Raw genomic sequence first — 19,420 nt, 5'->3', positions numbered from 1 at the left:
GTGAGCGGCCGGCCTGAACTCAGCGTCCTGAGCTCCCGCGCGACCCAGATCGTCTCGGTCGCGCGGGAACTGCTCGAAGAGGAGGGCCGCGACGCCCTCACGATGCGAGCCCTGGCCGCGCGACTGAACATCCGCGCGCCCTCGCTCTACAAGCACTTCACGAACAAGGCCGCCGTCGAATCGGCGCTGATCGAGCTGGGCATGGCCGAGCTCGGCACCGAGCTGTACCGGGCCGTCGAGGAGCCTGAGCCGGTGTCGGCGCTGCTGCGGGCCTACCGCGCCGCGGCTCTGGCCGGCCCGCACCTGTACCGGCTCGCGACGCAGGGCCCGCTGGACCGGGCAAGTCTCGCGCCAGGCCTGGAGGACTGGGCGGGCACCCCGTTCTTCCTCGTGATGGGCGAGCCGTACACCGCGCAGGCACTCTTCTCGACCGCGCACGGCATCACGATCCTGGAACTGGACGGACGCTACCCGCCGGGCTCCGACCTCGACCGGACCTGGGCGGAGGCCGCCCACGCCTTCGAGCTCGTCCGGACCGGCCGATGACAAGCAAGGCGGGCGAGCACGCCAGGCGGAGGGCCCGGGGCGGCGGCGCTCGCGACGTGCGCAGAGCGGGCCTGGCCGTGCTCCTTCACCTGATCAGCACCTCCTGACCCACGGCGAAAGAAGTAGTCGGGGATCGCGGCGCGGCGTGGGCGATCTGCGGACCGGTCACCGGGGACAGGGCCATGGTCGTCTTCTCCACGGGCCTGGCCTGGGGCGCGGATGAACGCCGACAACCACGGCCGGTGCTCCACGCGGCCCGGCGTATCGCCGCCCATGTTTCACCGAACGGCTTGCCCCGGCAAGGCCACGACCGCACAGTGAAGGCCATGCCTATGAGCCCGGAGTCCGCGCGGCAAAGCATGTTGCAAGTGGCCGGTTTGGTCGAGCGGTCCGACGACGAGGAAGCCGCCGTCGCTCTGGCGATCGCCGTGCTCCTGCGGCCGCTCGTCCTCGACAGATCGGACGAGCAAGTCGTAGCCGGCGCGGTCGCAAGCCGGATCTGGGACGGGATCGTCGGCGCCATCGAACTGGCGGGACCCGACCCCTCCGCCAACGACCTGACGCTGGAGTTCTGGGAGGAGCTGTCCCAGGCACTGTACGAATGGGGCGTGGAGTCAGAGCCCGATCCCTACGAGGGCATTCCGCGCGACCGGGAGACCGGCGAGCCGCTTATGGAGCCAGAGGAGTACGCCCTGCTCATGAAGCCCTACCCCGACGAGTCCTAGCGCACGACCCTCCCGAAAGCCAGGCTCCTGCAAATCCCGGATTCGGGGTCTCGGGTCGGTCGCGGGGTCGTTTCTCAGGAACGAGCGATTCTGAGTCTCTTGCGTGAGCGATTCCTTTTCGGCGGACGGTGGTCTGCATGGGTGAAGGCACGTCCCGAGAACGGAAGAGGGTCATCATGACCGAGGAACGTCAGGTGCTCGCGGTGCTGGATGAGGTCTACGCCGCGTGGGCCGCCAACGACGCGGACGCCTTCGTGGCGCCGTACGCCGAGGCGGCTACGGCGACCCTGCCAGGGGCGTACCTGCCCGACCGCGAGGCGATCCGCGCCACCATGGCATCCGTCTTCGCCGGTGAACTCAAAGGGACGAAGGCCGTCCACGAGGTACAGAACGTCCGGTTCGTCGGCGCTGACGCCGCCCTGGTGTTCAGCAAGGGGGCCGTGGTTCCGTCCGGTGCGGCCGAGCCGGATCCTGCGAGCCGGTCGCTGGAGACCTGGGTGCTGTCCCGGTGGGACGGCGCCTGGCGCGTCGAAGCCTTTCACAACTGTGCGGCGTGAACGGAGGAGATTCGATGGCGAGCAAGCAGTCCGAAGCGGTCAGGCGGCACTGGACGGCGGCACGGCTGGCGATGATCCGTCCGGACGCCGAGCACCCCGACAATGAGTCTTGGGGCGATCTCACCGCCGAACCGCGTGGAGTGGACTACATCGAGGTCGACGCGGGCGGCCTGCCCGCGATGTGGCTGGTGCCCCGACATTGCGTCCAGGATCGGGTGCTGTTGTGCCTGCACGGCGGCGGCTTCGTCGGCGGCTCGATCTACACGCATCGCAAGATGTTCGGCCATCTCGCCAAGGCGGCCGGGGTGCGTGCGCTGATCGTCGACTACCGCCTGGCCCCCGCCCACATCCATCCGGCGCAGGTGGACGACGCGACCGACGCCTACCGGTGGCTGCTCGACCAGGGAATCGATCCCGCCCACATCGCCTTCACCGGCGATTCCTCCGGCGGCTTGCTGGCGATCACCGCTCAGCTCCGGGCGCGGGAGCGAGGACTGCCGCTGCCCGCCGCCGCGATGCCGTTCTCACCGTGGACGGACATGGAGGTCGCCGGGGAGTCCTACCAGACCAATCAGGACAAGGACCCGTTCTTCTACTCCGAGACCGTGCGGATGCTCGCGGCCACGTTCCTGGGCGAGGGCGGTGATCCCCGTGACCCGCTGGCGAGCCCGCTGCACGCCGATCTGGCGGGCCTCGGACCGATCTACATTCAGGTGGGAGGAGACGAGACGCTGCTGGACGACGCCCGCATGCTCGACGAGCACGCCCGCAAGGCCGGCGTTGACGTCCGGTTGGACGTCTTTCCCGGTATGCAGCACACCTTCCAGATGGCCGCGGGCAGGGCGCCGGAGGCCGACGACGCGATCGGCAGGATGGCCGGATGGGTAGGCCCCCGACTCGGATTGTGACCAGCTCATAGCCAAGAAGGGAAGAGGAGGGTCGGGTGCCCGACGAGCACGAGTTCGCCCGCAGCACCGAGCCGTTCCGGCGCGAACTGCTGGCGCACTGCTACCGGATGCTCGGATCGCTCGACGAAGCCGAAGACCTCGTCCAGGAGACCTATCTGCGGGCCTGGCGCTCCTACGGCACCTTCGAGGGACGGTCATCGCTGCGGGTCTGGCTGTACCGCATCGCCACCAACGCCTGCCTGACCGCACTGCGCGACCGCGGCAGGCGGGCGTTGCCGTCCGGCCTCGGGGCTCCGGCCGACGACCCCGGCGTCCTCCCTGAACACGGGGCGGACCCGGACGTGGCGTGGCTACAGCCGATCCCGGACGCGCTGGTCACCCCGCAGGAGGACGACCCCGCCGCGATCGTCGCCGCCCGCGAGCACCTGCGGCTCGCGCTCATCGCCGCACTGCAGTACCTGCCGCCCCGGCAGCGTGCCGTGCTGCTCCTGCGTGAAGTGCTGGGCTTCCCCGCCGCCCAGGTCGCGGCCATGCTCGACACCACGATCCCGGCGGTCAAAAGCGCGCTGCAACGGGCCCGCGCCCGTCTCGACGAGGCCGCTCCCGAACGCGAGCGACTCACCGACCCCACCGCTCCGCGCGCCCGCGCACTGCTGGAGCAGTACATCGTCGGCTTCCAGAACGCCGACACCCAAGCGCTGGAACGAGCCCTGCGCGCCGACGCCGCCATCGAGATGGTCGGCAGCCGCACCTGGTTCTCCGGCATCGCGACCTGCCTGCCCTACCTCGCCCAGGTGAGCGGATCGCCCGGCGACTGGCAGATGACCCCCACCTTCGCCAACGGCCAGCCCGCAGTCGCCGCCTACCTACGCGACACCGACGGAACCCACCGCGCGTTCGGCCTCGGCGTCCTCACCACAACACCCCACGGCATCGCCCGCATCACCGTCTTCGGAGGCGGCCCCGACCTGCTCGCCAGATTCGGCCTCCCACCCACCTGGGAACCGCCTCAAACCAGATGACCCGCACCCACGAGCGCCCCTTCGTGAACTTGTCGAGAGCGGGCACATCGGCGCAACTGGACGAAGGCCGTGCAGACCACTGCCCCGGTTCAGCCCAGGGTGTTGGTCACTGACTGTCGGATGACTCGGGGGACCTTAGTCGTCGCCGACCTGGAGGCTTACATCAGCGGCCGCGTCAGTGGCGGGTGTCGAGTTCTTTTTGCCAGAGGATGTCCGTCAGGCGTTCGATGCCTGCGGCCAGGTGGCGGCGGTACGTCGTCATCGGGAGGCCGAGGAGTTCGGCCGCCAACTGCTGGGTTCCGGCAGGCCGCAGGTAGGTGTGGTGCAATGCGCGGAAGGCCCGCCGGTCGCGGGGGGACGTCTCCAGGAGGGCGGCGCCCTCGTGGATCGCGTCGCGGAGGGCGGCTGGACGGTCGGTCCCGTTCGCGGGGTTCGCCAGGCCCGTCCGCAGGAGGGCGGAGTCGCGCAGGCCGTCCGCCCTGCCGAGGTCGCGCAGCGCGGTCCGGACGGCTTCGGCGAACTCCGGTCTTTCCAGGGGCGGCTGGCCCGGCGGTGACGGTGGTCTGGCCTCGCGGTCCGCCATCCGTGACAGCCAGGCGAGGGGCGGCACGCTGCGCCAGTCGTGGCCGTACACGCCGTAGCGGTGGCCGCCGACCTCGACGTCGGCGGACGGGATCCGGTGGTAGTCCAGGTGGCCGCAGCCGTCCGCCCAGAAGTCCGGGTCGCGGAAGGTGAGGAAGGTCCAGGCCAGGAAGGGTATCGACAGGTACGCCCGGGAGAACTGCAAGGTGATGAAGGTCTGGACGCGGGAGATGTCCTGGTAGGCGTCCCGGTCCATCCAGAAGCGGACGAGCCGGGCGGTCTCCGGTCCGCTCAGCCCGCCGCTGCGGTTCAGGTGCGCGGTGGCCTCGGCCGCGAGGGGGTCGGCTCTCCGGTCGCCGTCGTCCATCTCCTCGATCGCCAGTTGGAGCGAGAAGCCGACCGGCGCGCCCTCCTCGTCGCGGACCACCAGGAAGCCTTGAGGCTGGCGCGCCGTCCAGTGGTCGAACAGGTCGGCGGACGCGGGTCCCTCGTGCGCCAGCACCCAGGACCGCAGTATCGGACGGTCCTTTTCCGTCGCCGTCGTCGCCTGCAAGGTGTCGGCGTCGGTTCCGCCCGGCCCCATCTTTCCCAGGAAGGGCTTCAGGACGGAACTGTCGCGGTGCAGGTACGCGAAGTCCAGCAGCAGGTCCTGCTGCGCGGCGCCACCGGCCCGCTGGAACTGGGCGCGGTAGTAGGCGGCGGCCCTGCGCTGGACGGCCGCGTGGCCGTCGGGGTTGCGCCAGCGCGCCTCCGCGGCCAGGACCTCGCGGACGAGGTCGTGCGGGTAGAGCCCGCGCGGGCCGTACTCGATGATCGACAGGCCGCGGAGCCATTCGAACAGCGGGGCGGCGGAGGACCGGTCGAGCATGGCGGCCAGCAGCGGTTCGGTCAGCCCGAAGACCTGGGCGCAGGCTTCCAGCGCCGCCCGGTGGTCGGGGGATGGGACGGTGTCCACGAAGCTTCTGAGCAGTGCCGCGATGACGTCGGGCGTGGTCGGCGCGACGGTGGAGCGGCGCTGGACGCGGGCGTCGGCCACCAGGGCCAGGGCGAGGGGGTGGCCCCGCGTGAAGGCGAGCGCGGTGTCGCTGTCGGCGTCGGGGAATCCGCGTGCGGCCAGCATCCGGCGTCCGTCGGCCGGGCCGAGGTTGTCCAGCGGCATGGTCTCCAGCAGTTCCCGCCAGCCGGGGTCCGCGCGCCAACCGAGGGACGGCCGCTCCCGTCCGGACAGGACGGCCAGCGCGTCGTCCGGTAAGCGGGGGATCAGTTCTTCGCGCAGCCAGCGGTCCAGCGGCGCGAGCGCCTCCAGGGTGTCGATGAGGAGCAGTAAGTCCGGGACCTCTCCGATCGCGGTGAGGGGGTCTTCGTCCTCGTCCGGTCCGCCGCGGATCTGGGCGCCGAGGGCGGCGACCACGGCGGACGCCACCGGGGCGAGTTCCCGGCCGTCCAGCCACACGCAGCGGCGGCCCTGCCGTTCGCCCAGCCATCCGAACTGGTGCAGTAACGCCGTCTTGCCCACACCGCCGGGCCCGTGGACGAACACCACGCGTGGGGCGTCCTCGTTCTCAAGGGACGACCGGAACCGCGCGAGTTCGTCCTGCCGTCCGACGAAGCCACGGCGGCGGGCGGTGGCGAGCCGGTCGGCGAGTCGCTGGGCCATGCGCGGTGCCCCCTTGACCACGACACCCGGGACATCCCCCATCTTTCCGGCATCCCGCCTTACCTGGCAGGGAGGTCAGCCTCACTGCGGCGCGGGCCCGTCCGGGCGGACGGGCCCGCGCGGCATGCTCAGACCGTGTTGAGGACGAGCAGGTTCAGACGCACGTTGGACGTGCCGTTGTTCTTAGCGCACGCGGTGTAGTCGCCCTCTCCCTGCCAGTTGTACCAGCCCACCTGGGTCTGCGCCCCCCAGGACGTCACCGGGCCGGGCGAGCCGGAGCCCGTCACCACGGCGCCGCTCTGGCCGATGATCTTGAACTTCAGGCCGGGCGCGTTGGCGCTGCCCGAGGCGCTCACCGAGCTGACGGCGTGCGCCGCCACGCACGCCTCGTCGCCCGGACGCAGCGTGGTGTTGGAGATCGAACCGCCGCCGGCGAACGCCGCGGCGGGCACGGCCAGCGCGGCCAGTGTGGCCGCGCCGGCCAGCGCCAGCCCGGTGGCGGCGCGGCGCCCCCGCCGCCTCGGCCGGTCCTGGGTCTCGGTCTTGGTCATCGCTCCAGCCCCTTCCATGATCCCCGCCGGGTCCTCCCGGCGGGTCGGCGGACGTCCGCCCCGAGGCGTCCGGCCCGCCGTCCGATGCCAGGAAGGTACGAACGGACGCCGTCCATATCGCAGACCGTTCACCCGCCGCTTTCCGTCCGATTAGCGGCCACCAGCGCCGCGCGGCCCGGCGACGGAGCGGCCCCAGGGGGCGGCCGGTGAAATGTCCTAGGGTTGGTGGGAGCCGTTCAGTTGGGGCGGTGGACGGGGCGAGGGCGGGATAGTGCGGCCAGGACTGGAATTGGCGGGCCGGTACCGCTTGGAGACGTTGCTGGGGCGCGGCGGCATGGGAGAGGTATGGCGCGGGCTCGACTTGTCGCTGGAGCGTCCTGTCGCGTTGAAAGTGCTGCTGCCCAACTGGCGCGATGAGAGCGAAATGGTCCAGGCGATGGGCAGGTTCCGCCGCGAGGGTCGGGCGGCCGCCCGCCTGTCCCACCCGGCCATCGCCGCGGTCTTCGACGTCGGCGAGGAAGACGGGCGCCCGTTCCTTGTGCTGGAGTTGCTGACCGGTCAGGACCTGCGCGAGATTCTGAAAGGGCAACCCGGCGGTCTGCCCATCGAGCGGATACTGGACTACGGGGCCCAGGTGGCCGAAGGGCTGGCGGCCGCGCACGCGGCCGGGGTTGTGCATCGCGATATCAAACCGGCCAATCTGATGCTGTTGCCAAGCGGACAGGTGAAGATCTGCGATTTCGGCATCGCCAGACTGCAGGGCGCCACTGCGGGACTATCTGCGACAGGCGTCCGAATGGGCACTTTCGCTTATATGGCCCCCGAGCAGGCCGCCGGCAAATCTCTGGACGGGCGGGCCGACCTTTACGCCTTCGGCTGCACCTTGTTCCACATGCTCACCGGCCGGTACGTCTTCCCCGGCGACGATCTGCAGGCCATCGTCGCCCAGCACCTGGCCAGACCCGCCCCTTCCCCACGCGCGCTGCGGCCCGACACCCCCGCTGATCTGGACGCGCTCGTGCTGGCCCTGCTCGCCAAGACCCCCGAAGACCGCCCTGCCGACGCTGCCGCCGTAGCACGCGAATTGCGACGTATTGGGCGGCTGATCTCGCCGGTGACCGTCCGGTACGTCCTGCCGGACCTGTCGGTGCTGCGTCCAGGCAGTGTCACCAAGCCGCGCACCAGGGACAACGACACCGTGGTGAGTGCGTTGCGGGCGGTGTTCGAGCGGTTCAACATCGATGCTGATGTCACCGGATTCACTCGGGGTCCGACGATCACCCGCTACGAGATCGAGCTCGGCCCGGCCGTGAAGGTCGAGGAGTTCACCGCGCTGACCAGGAGCATCGCTTATGCGGTGAAGAGTGCTGATGTGCGCATCATCTCCCCGGTCCCGGGCAAGTCGGCGATCGGGGTGGAGGTCCCCAATGTCGACAAGGACATCGTCAGTCTCGGCGATGTGCTGCGCTCGTCCGCCGCGACCAACGAGCACCATCCGATGGTGGTGGGGCTCGGCAAGGACGTTGAGGGCCGCACGGTGGTGGCGAACCTGGCGAAGATGCCGCACATCCTTATCGCGGGCGCGACCGGCGCGGGCAAGTCGACGTGCATCAACGGGCTCATCACCTCGGTCCTGATGCGCGCCACCCCGGACGAGGTACGGATGATCCTCGTCGACCCCAAGCGGGTCGAGCTGATGATGTACCAGGGCATCCCGCACCTGATCACCCCGATCATCACCAACCCGAAGAAGGCCGCCGAGGCCCTCGAATGGGTCGTGGAGGAGATGGACCGCCGCTACGACGATCTGGCCGCGACCGGGTTCCGGCACATCGACGACTTCAACAAGGCGGTGAAGGCGGGCAGGCCCACCGCGCCGCCGGGCAGCGAGCGCGTGTATGCGCCCTACCCGTACATGCTGGTCATCGTGGACGAGCTGGCCGATCTGATGATGGTCGCGCCGCGCGAGGTGGAGGATTCGGTCGTGCGGCTCACCCAGCTCGCCCGCGCCGCCGGCATCCATCTGGTGCTGGCCACCCAGCGGCCGTCGGTGGACGTGATCACCGGGCTGATCAGGGCCAACGTCCCGTCCCGGTTGGCGTTCGCGACGTCGTCGCTAGCCGACAGTCGCGTCATCCTCGACCAGCCGGGCGCGGAGAAGCTCGTCGGGCAGGGTGACGCGCTGTTCTGGCCGATGGGCGCGAGCAAGCCGATGCGCATCCAGAACGCCTACGTGGCCGAGAAGGAGATCCACGCGATCGTCGACCACTGCAAGGCGCAGATGCAGACGAACCACAAGGGACGTGTTCAGTCCGGTTGAGCCCAACAGTCAGGTCACGAAAGCCTGGGAGTTCCCAAAGAAGCACAACGTCCGCGAAGTCTGCCGGGCGCAAGGTTTTCGGCCTCGCCACCGCAGACATCCGTCTCGCTTGACCTCTTGCGCGTCAGTCCGGCAGCCAGTTCAGCTCGTGCGCCAGGGTTTTGGCGACCGCACGGATGCGGCGGTGTAGTGGTGACGGCTCGCGTGGGAGGACCAGGTGGATCGTCAGGCTGGGCGCGTCCCGCAGCGGTCGCCAGGTGAGACCGGCCGGTGATGTCGTGACCGCGGCTTCTCCGGCCGGGGCGAGGGTGGCCCCGTCGCGCAGGTCGCGCTGGGACATGTCGAAAGAGACTGCGGGCGTGTGGAATCGGGGGTGCGGTCGGGTGTCTTGGAACAGTGCGGACAGCTGATCGTGGATCACCGGGTTGGCCGCACGGTCCGGGAGGCGCAGCGGATACGCGGCCGCGTCGGCGATCTCGATCTCCGGGTGTTCGGCCAGCGGATGGTGCTGCGCCAGCTGGACGCCGACGCGCTCGCGACGCAGCAGAAACCGGCGTACGCCACGGCCCGGCTGTTCACCGCGGGTGATCCCGGCGTCGATGCGGCCGTCGGCGACCGCGGGGGAGATCTCCGGTGTCGCCATCGGGACCGCGCCGACCTGGAGTCCGCTGTTGCCGCGGATCAGCCTGTCCACCAGGGCCGGTGCCGTCTCGGCCCCGGTGCTGAGGCTGTATCCGATGCGCAGCGTGCCCAGTTCACCGGCCCCCGCGCTCCGAGCGGTGTCCCATGCCCGGTCCAGAGCCGCCAGCGCGGGCGGCGCGGTCTCCGCCAAAGCCGCACCGGCCGCGGTCAATACGACGCTTCGCGTGTTGCGGACCAGCAGGGCCGTACCGAGTTCCGCTTCCAATCGGCGCATCCGGGCGCTGAGTGCGGGCTGTGCGATACCGATCCGTGCGGCCGCGCGGGTGAAGTTCAACTCCTGCGCCAGCACCAGGAAGTACCGCAGGCTCACCGTATCCGGGGCCACGTGCCCCTCCCTGCCGATTGATAACGATCCGTTCTGAGTCTATCCCGTACCGGTCTTTCCCTCGACCGCACATCAAGCCTTAACCTGCGGATATGACGATTCAACCGACCGAAGTTCTGGACGTCGAACTCACGCACACCGCCGATTTCGAGTCCGCCCTCACTGCTTTCGCGAAGGCCGCGGCCACCGAGCCCGGCGTTGTGGTCGCGTCTCTGGGCGGAGGCCGTCATGCATAAGTTGGTGGTCCTTTATCCCAAGCCCGCCGACCCTGACCACTTCCGCGACTACTACGTGACAAACCACCTTCCACTGGTCATGGATTGGCCCGGCCTGCTCGCGTGGCGCTACAGCTTCGACGTGGCGGCGACCACGGGAGAAACGCCGTATTTCGCGGTCTTCGAAGGCGACTTCGCTGACGCCGCCGCCTTTGCTGCGGCGCAGGCGTCGCCGCAAGCCCGACGGCTGGCCGCCGATGTCGCCAACTACGCCACCGGCGGTGCGGTCGTCATCAACTATCCGGTGAAGGAAGGCACCGACTGAGGCAGGCCGGTACGCCCCGGGCCGCGTTCGGTCCGCGCGACGGCCGGTTTGGCGTGGCCGTCGGGAACTTCAACCTCGAATAGGGGCGGCGTCGGGTGTTTGCTCCGGGCGAGGGCCGGGTGTGCGGTAGGCGATGAGATGTCGGGTAAGAGCGAGTCCGGCGAGGATGCTCACCAGGAGGCACACTCCCGTCCAGCCGAGGCCGGTGTAGGCGCGTACGCCGAGCCAGGAGCCGACGCTGCCCCCGAGGAACGCGCAGGTCATGTAGGCGGTGTTGAGCCTGCTGCGGGCTTCCGGGCGCAGGGCGAAGATTCGTGCTTGGTTGGCGACCTGGCCTGACTGCACAGCCACGTCCAATATGAGCATTCCCGCGGTCAGTCCGATCAGGCCGAGGGTGTTGCCGAGGGATCCGGTGGTGAGCAGCGCGGCGGCGCCGATGACGGCCAGCATGCAGACCAGGTTGACGGTGTCGGGGCCGCGGCGGTCGGTGCTGCGTCCGGCGATGGGGGTGCAGAACATGCTCGCCGCGCCGACGAGCGCGATCAGCCCGATGGCGGAGGTGCCGAGGTCGTATTTCGGGCCGGTGACCAGGAGCGCGAGGCTCGTCCAACTGGCGGTGAAGCCGGCGAAGATCAGCGCTTGGTACAGACATGAGCGGCGAAGGTCGGGTTCGGCGATCATCAGCCGCAGGGGCGCGCCCAGCAGTGCCGGATAGCGGTCCCGCGATGGCGGAGTCGTGGTGGGCACCGCGCACGCCAGGACCAGCGCGAGCAGGAACACCACCGCCGCCGCGACCAGGTAGGGAGCGCGCCAGCCGAGCCACTGCCCGAGGCCGCCGCCGAAGGTGCGGGCCAGCAGGATTCCGCCGATCAGACCGCTGAGCAGGGTTCCGGTCACCGCCCCTCGCCGGTCGTCGGGCACCAGCCCCGCGGTCATCGGGATGAGGATCTGCGGGACGACGGTCGCCGCGCCGGTCAGGGCGCTGGCGGTCACCAGCACGGGCAGCGTGGACGCCGTCCCGGCCACGAGCAGGCCCAGGCCGGTGATCGCCAGCAGGACGACGATCAGGTGCCGGTGCATCAGCCGGTCGCCCAGCGGCACCAGCAGGAAGATCCCGGTGGCGTAGCCGACCTGGGCTGCGGTCACCACCGTCGCGGCCCTGCCCGGCGAGACGCTCAGCCCGTCGGCGAAGAGCGGGACGATCGCCTGCGGAAAGTAGATGTTGGCCACGCCGACGCCACAGGCGAGCGCGAGCAGGAAGACTAACCGGCGTCCTGGCACCGTGCCGGGGGAGCCGAGCCCTTGATGTTCGCTGGTCATGAGAACCTCGCATTCGGAACCGGTTTAACCGGTTCGCACGGTACCGGTTAAACCGGTTCCACGGGTAGTGTGTTTGTTCATGACTGCCGCGACGCCCGCTCCCGTCTTCCGAAGCGGAGCGGGCCGCTTGTGCCTGGACTTCATCCGGACCCTCCGCCACCGCGGTGCCCCCGGAGCGGAGGAAGAGCTGCCGGACCTGGCCGCGGTGCGGGCCTGGGTAGTCCAGTTCGCCCCGTTCGCCGTAGGCGAGGCCACCGGTGAACCCGGCCAAGACGCCCGCGCGCGCGTGCTACGTGAGGCGATCTACGAGCTGATCGACGCCGCCGTGACCCCTGCGGGGATCGAGTCGTGTCCCTCGCGGGCACGCGAGACCGTCAACGAACTCGCCGCGCTGCCGGTCCCCGCTCCCTGGCTGGACGCCTCCGGCCGCCTGCGCTGGCACGCCGACGAACCGGTGCTCGCGTCCCTGGCCCTGATGGCCAGGGACGCGCTGGACCTGGTCACCTCGGCGGCCATCGATCGGGTCCGCCGGTGCGCCGGTCACGACTGCAACGCCTTGTTCCTGGACTCCTCCCGACCGGGCACCCGCCGCTGGTGTTCGATGAACACCTGCGGAAACCAGGCCAAGAAAGACACCCTACGCACCCGCCGCGCACGAACCTGAAGACCATATTGAGGTCACGGGTGCGTTGAGATGCGGCGGTAGGCCGGGATGGTGGAGGGCCCGCACTATTGCGCTTGTCATTGTTCGGGGCTGAGGCTGCGGGGTGGGCGGGCTGGGGTGGGGTGGGGGTGGCGGGATTCGAGGGCCAGGTAGGCCGCCAGGACGATGATGACGCCTGATTCCAGGCCCAGGGCTAGGGCGATCGTTGTTCGGTAGCCGTATTCGTGGAATCCGAACAGTGTGGTGTTCTCGGTGATCAGCAGGCCGATGATCGTGCCGAGGGCGAACGCGATGGCGCCGGCCGCGATGAGCGCGTGGGGTGCGCGGCCCAGGATCGGGATTGATGCGACGCCGGGCAGGGAACCCAACGGGCTGGCCAAGGCCAGGCCGAGCGCCACCGCGGAGGCGAAGTTGATCAGGAACAGGATGCCGATGATCGGGATGACGCGGTAGTAGTCGGCGAAGTACTCGTACAGGTGGACCGCACCGACGCCGAACAGCAGCAGCGCGGCCAGGTAGCGGAGTAGGTCACGCACCGCTATCACCCGCCCGGAGCCCCTGGCCGGAGCCGGTGCCGCCCTCGGCCTGCTGGCCCTGCGGGGAGACGGCGTACCATTCGGCGCCGAACTGGGTGAGGGCCTGGCCTCGGATGTCGCCGCGTCCGGTGTCGGCTTGGTAGTAGTACAGCGGGTGTCCCGCGTAGACGAGTTGGCGCGGTCCCTCGGGACGGGCGATCGTGGTGATCTGCGACTGCTGGGCGGCGCCGGCCGCCGTGGGCGGGCCCGCCGAGGTCGCGGGCGGCCAGATCGCCGCGCACGCGCCGTCGCAGCTCGACTGGTTCGGCAGGTCGGCGACGAACAGGTAGAGGGTGCGGCCCCGGCCGTCCACCAGGATCTGCCCGAGCGAGGACACCCGCTCGGTGCTGATCTCGGCCCGGCCGGGGTGCAGCGAGTTCGTCGCCATCGCGCATCCGGCGACCGGCGCCGCCAGCGCGCCGACGATCAGCGCGCCGCGGAGCCGGGCCGCCCACCGGCGGCGCATGTCAGTAGCCGCCGCCGTTCGAGCCGCCGCCGTTCGACTGGACCTTGTTCCCGGACGCCGAGAGCACGTACCACTTGGCGCCGAACTGGTTGAGGCCCTGGCCCTTGGCGCTGCCGGGGGCGGTGCCGTCGGGCGCGTAGTAGTAGATGGGATGTCCGCCGTAGGTGACCTGGGTCGAGCCGTCGCTGCGCCGGGTGGTGCCCAGCTTCTTCGCGTCCGCCCCGGAACCGGCCTTGGGCTGGCCCGAGGTGGCGACCGGCGGCCACACCGCCGCGCACGACCCCGAGCAGGACGAGGTGGTGCCCTTGTCCTTCTCGAACAGGTAGACCGTCCGGCCCTCGCCGTCGACCAGGATCTGGCCGAGGTTGCCCACGGTCGCCGTCTTGATCGTCTCCCCGGTGGCGGCGCCGGTCTGGGTCGGGGACGGGGACTGGACCGTCGAGGTCGCCGCCTGGTTGGTGGCGGACGATCCTCCGCCGCCGCACCCGGCGACCTCCAGCAAGGCCGCCGCCAGGGCCGCCGCCGCGAGCGGCACCCCTACGATGCGGCGCCGCCGCGGCCGGTGCGCCGGGTCGGTCTTCTGTGCCTGAGACATTTGTGTCCCTCCCTCCGAGAACGCGGAGCCGGGTCCGCCGATATTTCTTGCCTCGGCGTCGCATACCCCTAAGACCGGCCCAATAGCGTGACTTGCAATTTCGGGAGAGGCTTTTGCCCGGCTATGAGGGAAGCGGCGGCCGGGTGGTCGGCCGGATCAGTCGCCGGTCAGCAGGTCCGCGAAGGCGTGGGCGGCGGGGCGGGAGGTGAACAGGCGGTCCAGGCGCGCTCTGGCCAGTTGGCGGCGGAATGTCCCTGCCTGCGTGGCGTTTCCGGCGTCGTGCGTCATCTCCGTCAGCCAGCGGGAGAATTCTTGCTGGTTCCATACCTTCTTGAGACGGACGGCGGAGTAGTCGTGGAGTTCGCTTTCATCGCCGTCGTCCAAGGCTTTGCGAAGCGCGTGGGCGAGCACGTTCGCGTCGCCGATCGCCAGGTTCATCCCCTTGCCGCCCATGGGGGTGATGATGTGCGCGGCGTCCCCGACGAGGAAGAGCCTGCCGTACCGCATCGGGTCGAGGACGAAGCTGCGCATCTCCACGACGGCCTTCTCGGTGATCGGCCCGGTGGGCAGGGCCTCGTCGCCCAGGCGGAGCCGCAACTGCCGCCACACGCGCTCGTCGCTCCAGTCGGAGGGCGTGCCGTCCTGCGCGCATTGGAGGTAGAAGCGGCTGGCGGCCGGGCCTCGCGGGAACTGCGCGGCGAAGCCCTGCGAACTGATCGCGAAGAGCGGGTGGCGAGGCGGCGGGGCGTCGGCGAGGACGGTGATCCAGCCGATCTCGTGGTCGAAGGAGTAGGTGGTGACGGCCGTCGCGGGCACGCCGGCCCGGCTGACGCCGTGGTGGCCGTCGCATCCGGCGACGTAGTCGCAGGCGATCTCGTGGACCGTCCCGGCCGGGTCCCGGTAGGTGACCTTGGGACGGTCGCCGTTGACGTCGTGCGGGGTCACCTCGTCGGCGTCGAAACGCAGGTCGCCTCCGGCGTCCAGGAACGTGGAGACGAGCCGCGTGACGAGTAACTGCTGCGGGATGATGCGGCCCGCCCTGCCGCCTGACAGGGCGGGAAGGTCCAGGTAGTGGGGCTCCCCGTCGATGCGGAACTCCAGCGTGCTGTCGTTCGGCACGCCGACGAGGAGGGTGTCGGCGAGCCCCCATTCCTCGAAGACCTGCGTGGCGGAGTGGTCGAGCACGCCCGCGCGCTGCCGCTTCTCCACATAGGACCGGCTCTGGCGTTCCAGGACCACGCATGCGACGCCTGTCCGCCGCAGCAGATTGGCCAGGGTCAGTCCCGCCGGACCTGCCCCGATGATGACGACCTGAGTGCTCTCGCGCATACCCGACATGTATCGCACCGAGCCCCGTCGGCAGGAGTCCGCCGTCATCGCGCGAGGACCGAAACACCTCTTCGCTGCAGGTCCTTTGCGGCGCGTCGGCGCCCGCCGCCGTCACCCGGCCCGCCCCTATCTCTGGATCACGAGTGAATTGATTGAGGTGAGGTTTCTGTCGGTCCAGTGGCCGGGGCCCATCGGAGCCCCGCAACCCTGACCGCTGTAGCCGGTGCAGAATCGCACCGTCGCGCGGTAGGCGTTGTTGAAGACGCGGTGGCTGCCGCGATAGCCCCCGAGGTTGACTATCCGGGTGGCGGAGTGATGGATCGCGGGACGGTCCTTGCTCCATTCGGCCCCCGGGTAGACGCACACGCGGTCGTCGGTGCAGCCGTGGAGGTCGCGTCTGGCCGCCGGGGCGTCGGGCGCGCCGATCGCCGTCATGGCGGCGGTGCCGATGACGGCGGTCGCCGCCAGGACCGCGGCGCGCGTCCCCGACCAACGGCGATAGCTGAAGGTGGTCATCGCATAAACCCTCAATCGTTGCTGTCAGTTGCTGATCAATTACAGCAAGTGAAGAACGGGAGGGGTATCCGGGGGAACCCGTACAACGAGCCGTGCAGGTCATTGGCCCTCCAGCGACGCACGACGATCCGGACGCCCCGACACAACGCGCACTTGATCGAAATTAGGGGTCAAGGGGATGCAACAGGGTGGGGGGCTCATTGCGTCTCTTACCGTGAACTCACAATTGGATCTTCTGCGGGGGGAACGTCCGGCCACCGTCGAGCGCCCCGATCCGCCGATCGAAGACGCGGGGCGCGGCGGGGACGCGGGGTGGGAGCGGTGGAGGGCCTGGCTCCTTCCCGCGGTGCCCGCCCTGCTGGCGCTGGCGATGGGCGTCTGGGGCGCCGCGCGGCTGCCGCTGTGGCGGGACGAGGCGATCACGGCCGAGATCGCCCGCCGCTCGGTCCCCGACATCCTGTGGTGCGCCCGGCACATCGACGCCGTCCACGCCGCCTACTACCTGTTCATGCACGGTGTCATCCAGGTCTTCGGGGCCAGTGAGTTCGCGCTGCGGATCCCGTCGATCGCGGCGTTCGCGGCCATGGCGGCGGGCATCGCCGTCCTCGGCCGCAAGATCATGTCCGGGCCGGTGGGGCTGATCGCCGGGCTGATCTGCGCCGGGGCTCCGTTCGCCAGCCACTACGCGCACGAGGCCCGGTCCTACTCGCTGGTCGCGGCGCTCACCGTGTGGCTGACCGTGCTTTTCGTGGACCTGGCGGAACGGGGCTCCCGGCGCCGGTACGCCGCCTACGGCGCGGGCATCGCGCTGCTGGGGCTGGTCCACCTGTTCGCGCTGCTCATCCTGCCCGCCCACCTGGTGACCCTGCTGCTGACGCGCCGCACCAGGACGATGCTGCGCCCCTGGTCGGCCGCCGCGGGCGGAGCGGTCGTCGCGGTGAGCCCGCTGATGGCGCTGGCCGTGACCCAGCGCAACGCCCTGGACTGGTTGACCCGCCCTGGATGGCTGGACGTGCGCTTCCTGGTCGAGACGTTCACCGGCCCTCCGATCGTGGCGTACCTGCTCGGCGCCGCGATCGCGGTGGGACTGATCACGGCGCGGTCGCGCGGACCGATCAGCCCGCAGGCGCTGGCCGTGCCGTGGTTGCTGCTGCCCGCGACGGTGCTGCTCCTGGTCTCCCAGTTCCACCCGTTCTACACATACCGCTATGTGATCGGCAGCCTCCCCGCCATGGCGCTGCTGGCCGCGGCGGGGCTCGTCCGGCTGCCCTACCGGACGTGGCTCGCGCCGCTCGTCGTGATGGCCGTCCTGCTGCAGCCGCTGCACGTCGAACAGCGCCGTCCGGAGAAATGGTGGGACAACCTTCGCGGGGCCGCGCAGATCGTCGAGCGGGAGTCCCGGCCGGGTGACGCGATCGTCTTCATCACGGCCGACCGGCGGTCCATCGCCGAGGCGTACCCGGACGAGTTCCACGGGCTGCGCGACGTCACGATGCGGCGGACCCCGGCCGAGGCGGGCAACTTCGGCGGCGAGGAGTACGACCCGGCGGAGATCGGCCGCCGCCTGACCAGCGCCGGGACGAACCGGGTCTGGCTGCTGGAGGGGCCCTGGCGCATGCCGTCCCTGGTCCCGCAGGACCGCGCGAAGGTCGACGCCCTCCAGCGGAACTACCGGCAGGCGAGCGTCTGGCGCGTCACCGGCATCACGCTGACGCTGTACCAGCGGTAGAAGGCCCCGGAAAAAGATCGTCCGCCCGTGCAACATCGGAGGCCCGGCCGCGTCTCCTACCCGTGAGCCTCCTCAACTTCCGCCAGGACGGCCCGCCGGACTTAGCGGAGCGCTCCGCCGAGACGGCGGTGACGCGGTTGTACGAAGCGCACGCCTTGGACCTGGTCAGGCTGGCACTGGTGATGGTCGGCGACAGGCCCACGGCCGAGGACGTCGTCCAGGACTCCTTCCTCGGCCTGTACCGGCGGTGGGGACGGCTGAAGGACCCCGACAAGGCCCTCACCTATCTGCGGTCGTCGGTGCTCAACAACTGCCGGTCGGTGCTGCGCCGCCGGGGCCGCCGCCTGCCCGGCGTCCAGGACCCGCCCGTCGCGTCGGCCGAGAGCCGGGTTTTGGACCGGGAGCAGGGCAGGGAGGTCCTCGACGCGCTGCGCCGGCTGCCGCACAAGCAGCGGGAGACGCTGGTGCTCCGGTTCGTCCTCGACCTGTCCGAGGAGGAGACCGCTCAGGTCATGCGGGTGAGCCGGGTCACCGTCCGGTCCAACACGTCCCGTGGGCGCACCGCCCTTGAGCGCATGCTGGGAGAGACCCCGTGAACGTCGAACGGCTGCTGAAGGACGCCGCCGCCGCCGAGACGCGCGACGTGACGCGCGAGTCGCTGCCGCCGCTGAACCTGCCCGTCGGCGCCCGTCGCCGCCGCCCGGCGGGACGGTGGACGGTGCCCGTCGCCGCCGTCCTCACCGTGGTCACGGTCCTGGCCGTGACCGTCGTCCTGCGCGGCGTGCTGCGCGGCCCGGAGACGCTCGGCGCGCACGAGGGCCCCCCGTTCTTCCTGGCGACCCACCGGAAGGGCGGCGTCGGGGTCTTCGACTCCTGGACCGGACGCCTGATCGACGACATCCCGGCCCGCACCGGGCACTACGCCGCGCTCGCCCTCTCCGGCGACCGGCGCACCGCCTTCCTCGCCGCCGAGACGGCCCCCTGCCGCACCCGCATCGACAAGGTGACCCTGCGCCGAGACGGGACCGTGGCAACGAGGACGGCCCTGCCCGGCAGGTACAACGCCCAGGTGGACGAGATGGCCGCCACGGCGGACGGCGGCCGCGTCGCGATCGTCTTCTACGACCCCGGCGACTGCGGGGACTTCGACGACCTGACCGTCGTCGAAGCCTCGTCCGGCACCAGCCGGGGATGGCGGCTGCCGCCGCAGACGGCCGAGTCGATGGACTACGTGCAGTCCCCGGCATGGGCGGCGGACGGCCGCAGCCTCTTCCTCGCCACCAACGCTCCGGAGACCCCCAGGCCCGAGCGCGACGGCTTCCTCCTGCGCCGGCTCGACACCGGCACGACCGACACCACCCTCTTCCACGCCCCCGTCGTCCTGCACAGCGTCCCCGACCTTTCGTCCTTCAGGCCCTCTCCGGACGGGCGGACCATCGCGGCAATCCAGCAGAACACCGACGACCTGGGGAGGTTCGGCTCCATCTCGATCATGAAGGTGACCCTGTCCGACAGGCCCGAGTCCGAGAGGTCGTCCTTCCCGGAACTCGCCCGCATGACGGAAAGGCAGATCGCGCCCGCGGCGCCGGTGGACTTCCGGGCCACCCTCGACGCGACCGGCAGGCACCTCCTCGTCAGCTCGCGCCACGACCGGGCCGTCTTCCGCATGGACGACGGCCGCTTCCGCCGCCTCCCCGACCTGCGCCGCAGCGACCTGGGCCTCATCGCCTGGTGACTGTCGCCAAACGTTCCGGGGGGCTTCCGGGGGTTTTACCTCCCGGCGCCGTGGCG

At 70.4% G+C, this 19,420-nt stretch carries 21 protein-coding genes; 12 read left to right on the top strand and 9 right to left on the bottom strand.

The genetic code is table 11. The annotated features are described in order from the left end of the window. The 5 genes from FXF65_RS33515 (at position 1) to FXF65_RS33495 (ending at position 3,758) form a co-directional block, all read left to right on the top strand. Positions 1-546, top strand: coding sequence for a TetR/AcrR family transcriptional regulator (locus FXF65_RS33515; protein WP_148354067.1), 546 nt, complete (start codon positions 1-3; stop codon positions 544-546). Positions 547-728: 182 nt separating this feature from the next. After that, positions 729-1,271 carry a hypothetical protein gene (locus tag FXF65_RS33510; protein ID WP_148354066.1) on the top strand — a complete coding sequence of 181 codons (543 nt, stop codon included), beginning with the start codon at positions 729-731 and terminating at the stop codon, positions 1,269-1,271. Between the two features lie 176 nt (positions 1,272-1,447). Then, positions 1,448-1,828: an SgcJ/EcaC family oxidoreductase gene (locus FXF65_RS33505; protein WP_148354065.1), complete on the top strand. Its 381-nt coding sequence runs from the start codon at positions 1,448-1,450 to the stop codon at positions 1,826-1,828. A gap of 14 nt (positions 1,829-1,842) precedes the next feature. Beyond that, positions 1,843-2,736: an alpha/beta hydrolase gene (locus tag FXF65_RS33500; RefSeq protein WP_148354064.1), complete on the top strand. Its 894-nt coding sequence runs from the start codon at positions 1,843-1,845 to the stop codon at positions 2,734-2,736. Positions 2,737-2,771: 35 nt separating this feature from the next. Next, entirely contained in the window at positions 2,772-3,758 is a 987-nt protein-coding gene (locus FXF65_RS33495) for a sigma-70 family RNA polymerase sigma factor (RefSeq protein WP_148354063.1), read from the top strand. A gap of 175 nt (positions 3,759-3,933) precedes the next feature. On the opposite strand, the gene FXF65_RS33490 is transcribed toward FXF65_RS33495, so the two are convergent. Continuing rightward, entirely contained in the window at positions 3,934-5,997 is a 2,064-nt protein-coding gene (locus FXF65_RS33490) for an ATP-binding protein (RefSeq protein ID WP_187412638.1), read from the bottom strand. Positions 5,998-6,125: 128 nt separating this feature from the next. Beyond that, positions 6,126-6,548: a hypothetical protein gene (locus tag FXF65_RS33485; RefSeq protein WP_148354061.1), complete on the bottom strand. Its 423-nt coding sequence runs from the start codon at positions 6,546-6,548 to the stop codon at positions 6,126-6,128. 307 nt (positions 6,549-6,855) lie between these two features. On the opposite strand from FXF65_RS33485, the gene FXF65_RS33480 reads away from it, so the two are divergent. Then, the gene (locus FXF65_RS33480) at positions 6,856-8,868 is read left to right on the top strand and encodes a DNA translocase FtsK (protein WP_148354060.1); all 2,013 of its coding nucleotides are present in this window, start codon (positions 6,856-6,858) and stop codon (positions 8,866-8,868) included. A gap of 124 nt (positions 8,869-8,992) precedes the next feature. Here FXF65_RS33480 and FXF65_RS33475 read toward each other — a convergent pair whose 3' ends face one another. After that, positions 8,993-9,895 carry a LysR family transcriptional regulator gene (locus FXF65_RS33475; RefSeq protein WP_148354059.1) on the bottom strand — a complete coding sequence of 301 codons (903 nt, stop codon included), beginning with the start codon at positions 9,893-9,895 and terminating at the stop codon, positions 8,993-8,995. 92 nt (positions 9,896-9,987) lie between these two features. Between FXF65_RS33475 and FXF65_RS44090 the strand changes: the two genes are divergently transcribed. Next, entirely contained in the window at positions 9,988-10,131 is a 144-nt protein-coding gene (locus FXF65_RS44090; protein WP_187412637.1) for a hypothetical protein, read from the top strand. Beyond that, a complete protein-coding gene (locus tag FXF65_RS33470) occupies positions 10,124-10,435 on the top strand; it encodes an EthD family reductase (protein ID WP_148354058.1) in 312 nt (103 codons plus the stop codon). Before FXF65_RS44090 ends, FXF65_RS33470 begins: the two co-directional genes overlap by 8 nt. Positions 10,436-10,504: 69 nt before the next feature. Here the strand turns inward: FXF65_RS33470 and FXF65_RS33465 are convergent, their stop codons facing one another. Next, complete coding sequence (locus FXF65_RS33465) at positions 10,505-11,755, bottom strand: MFS transporter (RefSeq protein ID WP_148354057.1); 1,251 nt, start codon at positions 11,753-11,755, stop codon at positions 10,505-10,507. Between the two features lie 79 nt (positions 11,756-11,834). Between FXF65_RS33465 and FXF65_RS33460 the strand changes: the two genes are divergently transcribed. After that, entirely contained in the window at positions 11,835-12,419 is a 585-nt protein-coding gene (locus tag FXF65_RS33460) for a CGNR zinc finger domain-containing protein (RefSeq protein ID WP_148354056.1), read from the top strand. A gap of 77 nt (positions 12,420-12,496) precedes the next feature. Here the strand turns inward: FXF65_RS33460 and FXF65_RS33455 are convergent, their stop codons facing one another. The 5 genes from FXF65_RS33455 to FXF65_RS33435 form a co-directional block, all read right to left on the bottom strand. Further along, positions 12,497-12,955: a hypothetical protein gene (locus FXF65_RS33455; protein WP_148354055.1), complete on the bottom strand. Its 459-nt coding sequence runs from the start codon at positions 12,953-12,955 to the stop codon at positions 12,497-12,499. Beyond that, complete coding sequence (locus tag FXF65_RS33450) at positions 12,948-13,460, bottom strand: COG4315 family predicted lipoprotein (RefSeq protein WP_222868864.1); 513 nt, start codon at positions 13,458-13,460, stop codon at positions 12,948-12,950. The genes FXF65_RS33455 and FXF65_RS33450 overlap by 8 nt, the downstream gene beginning before the upstream one ends. Before the next feature lies 1 nt (position 13,461). After that, the gene (locus tag FXF65_RS33445) at positions 13,462-14,055 is read right to left on the bottom strand and encodes a COG4315 family predicted lipoprotein (RefSeq protein WP_148354054.1); all 594 of its coding nucleotides are present in this window, start codon (positions 14,053-14,055) and stop codon (positions 13,462-13,464) included. Between the two features lie 156 nt (positions 14,056-14,211). Continuing rightward, entirely contained in the window at positions 14,212-15,384 is a 1,173-nt protein-coding gene (locus FXF65_RS33440; protein ID WP_222868863.1) for a 4-hydroxybenzoate 3-monooxygenase, read from the bottom strand. A 126-nt stretch (positions 15,385-15,510) separates the two neighbouring features. Next, positions 15,511-15,900 (bottom strand): hypothetical protein, encoded by a 390-nt coding sequence (locus FXF65_RS33435; protein WP_148354052.1) that lies wholly within the window; start codon positions 15,898-15,900, stop codon positions 15,511-15,513. 226 nt (positions 15,901-16,126) lie between these two features. Between FXF65_RS33435 and FXF65_RS33430 the strand changes: the two genes are divergently transcribed. The 3 genes from FXF65_RS33430 to FXF65_RS44885 all read left to right on the top strand — a co-directional run bounded on the left by FXF65_RS33430 (position 16,127) and on the right by FXF65_RS44885 (position 19,364). Further along, positions 16,127-17,629 carry a glycosyltransferase family 39 protein gene (locus FXF65_RS33430; protein WP_187412636.1) on the top strand — a complete coding sequence of 501 codons (1,503 nt, stop codon included), beginning with the start codon at positions 16,127-16,129 and terminating at the stop codon, positions 17,627-17,629. 62 nt (positions 17,630-17,691) lie between these two features. Continuing rightward, positions 17,692-18,225 (top strand): RNA polymerase sigma factor, encoded by a 534-nt coding sequence (locus FXF65_RS33425; RefSeq protein ID WP_148354050.1) that lies wholly within the window; start codon positions 17,692-17,694, stop codon positions 18,223-18,225. Then, positions 18,222-19,364 (top strand): hypothetical protein, encoded by a 1,143-nt coding sequence (locus FXF65_RS44885; protein WP_222868862.1) that lies wholly within the window; start codon positions 18,222-18,224, stop codon positions 19,362-19,364. Before FXF65_RS33425 ends, FXF65_RS44885 begins: the two co-directional genes overlap by 4 nt. Positions 19,365-19,420: the final 56 nt, after the last annotated feature.

The organism is Actinomadura syzygii, assembly GCF_008085905.1.
Classification (GTDB): Bacteria; Actinomycetota; Actinomycetes; order Streptosporangiales; family Streptosporangiaceae; genus Spirillospora; species Spirillospora syzygii.
This window is presented reverse-complemented; position numbering and strand designations above follow the sequence as displayed.

What these genes read in the sequence shown, in the direction of transcription:
- FXF65_RS33510 (WP_148354066.1), top strand. Translation starts at nt 729, where the DNA reads ATGGTCGTCTTCTCCACGGGCCTGGCCTGGGGCGCGGATGAACGCCGA.
- FXF65_RS33505 (WP_148354065.1), top strand. Translation starts at nt 1,448, where the DNA reads ATGACCGAGGAACGTCAGGTGCTCGCGGTGCTGGATGAGGTCTACGCC.
- FXF65_RS33500 (WP_148354064.1), top strand. Translation starts at nt 1,843, where the DNA reads ATGGCGAGCAAGCAGTCCGAAGCGGTCAGGCGGCACTGGACGGCGGCA.
- FXF65_RS33490 (WP_187412638.1), bottom strand. Translation starts at nt 5,997, where the DNA reads ATGGCCCAGCGACTCGCCGACCGGCTCGCCACCGCCCGCCGCCGTGGC.
- FXF65_RS33485 (WP_148354061.1), bottom strand. Translation starts at nt 6,548, where the DNA reads ATGACCAAGACCGAGACCCAGGACCGGCCGAGGCGGCGGGGGCGCCGC.
- FXF65_RS44090 (WP_187412637.1), top strand. Translation starts at nt 9,988, where the DNA reads ATGACGATTCAACCGACCGAAGTTCTGGACGTCGAACTCACGCACACC.
- FXF65_RS33470 (WP_148354058.1), top strand. Translation starts at nt 10,124, where the DNA reads ATGCATAAGTTGGTGGTCCTTTATCCCAAGCCCGCCGACCCTGACCAC.
- FXF65_RS33465 (WP_148354057.1), bottom strand. Translation starts at nt 11,755, where the DNA reads ATGACCAGCGAACATCAAGGGCTCGGCTCCCCCGGCACGGTGCCAGGA.
- FXF65_RS33460 (WP_148354056.1), top strand. Translation starts at nt 11,835, where the DNA reads ATGACTGCCGCGACGCCCGCTCCCGTCTTCCGAAGCGGAGCGGGCCGC.
- FXF65_RS33450 (WP_222868864.1), bottom strand. Translation starts at nt 13,460, where the DNA reads ATGCGCCGCCGGTGGGCGGCCCGGCTCCGCGGCGCGCTGATCGTCGGC.
- FXF65_RS33445 (WP_148354054.1), bottom strand. Translation starts at nt 14,055, where the DNA reads ATGTCTCAGGCACAGAAGACCGACCCGGCGCACCGGCCGCGGCGGCGC.
- FXF65_RS33440 (WP_222868863.1), bottom strand. Translation starts at nt 15,384, where the DNA reads ATGCGCGAGAGCACTCAGGTCGTCATCATCGGGGCAGGTCCGGCGGGA.
- FXF65_RS33435 (WP_148354052.1), bottom strand. Translation starts at nt 15,900, where the DNA reads ATGACCACCTTCAGCTATCGCCGTTGGTCGGGGACGCGCGCCGCGGTC.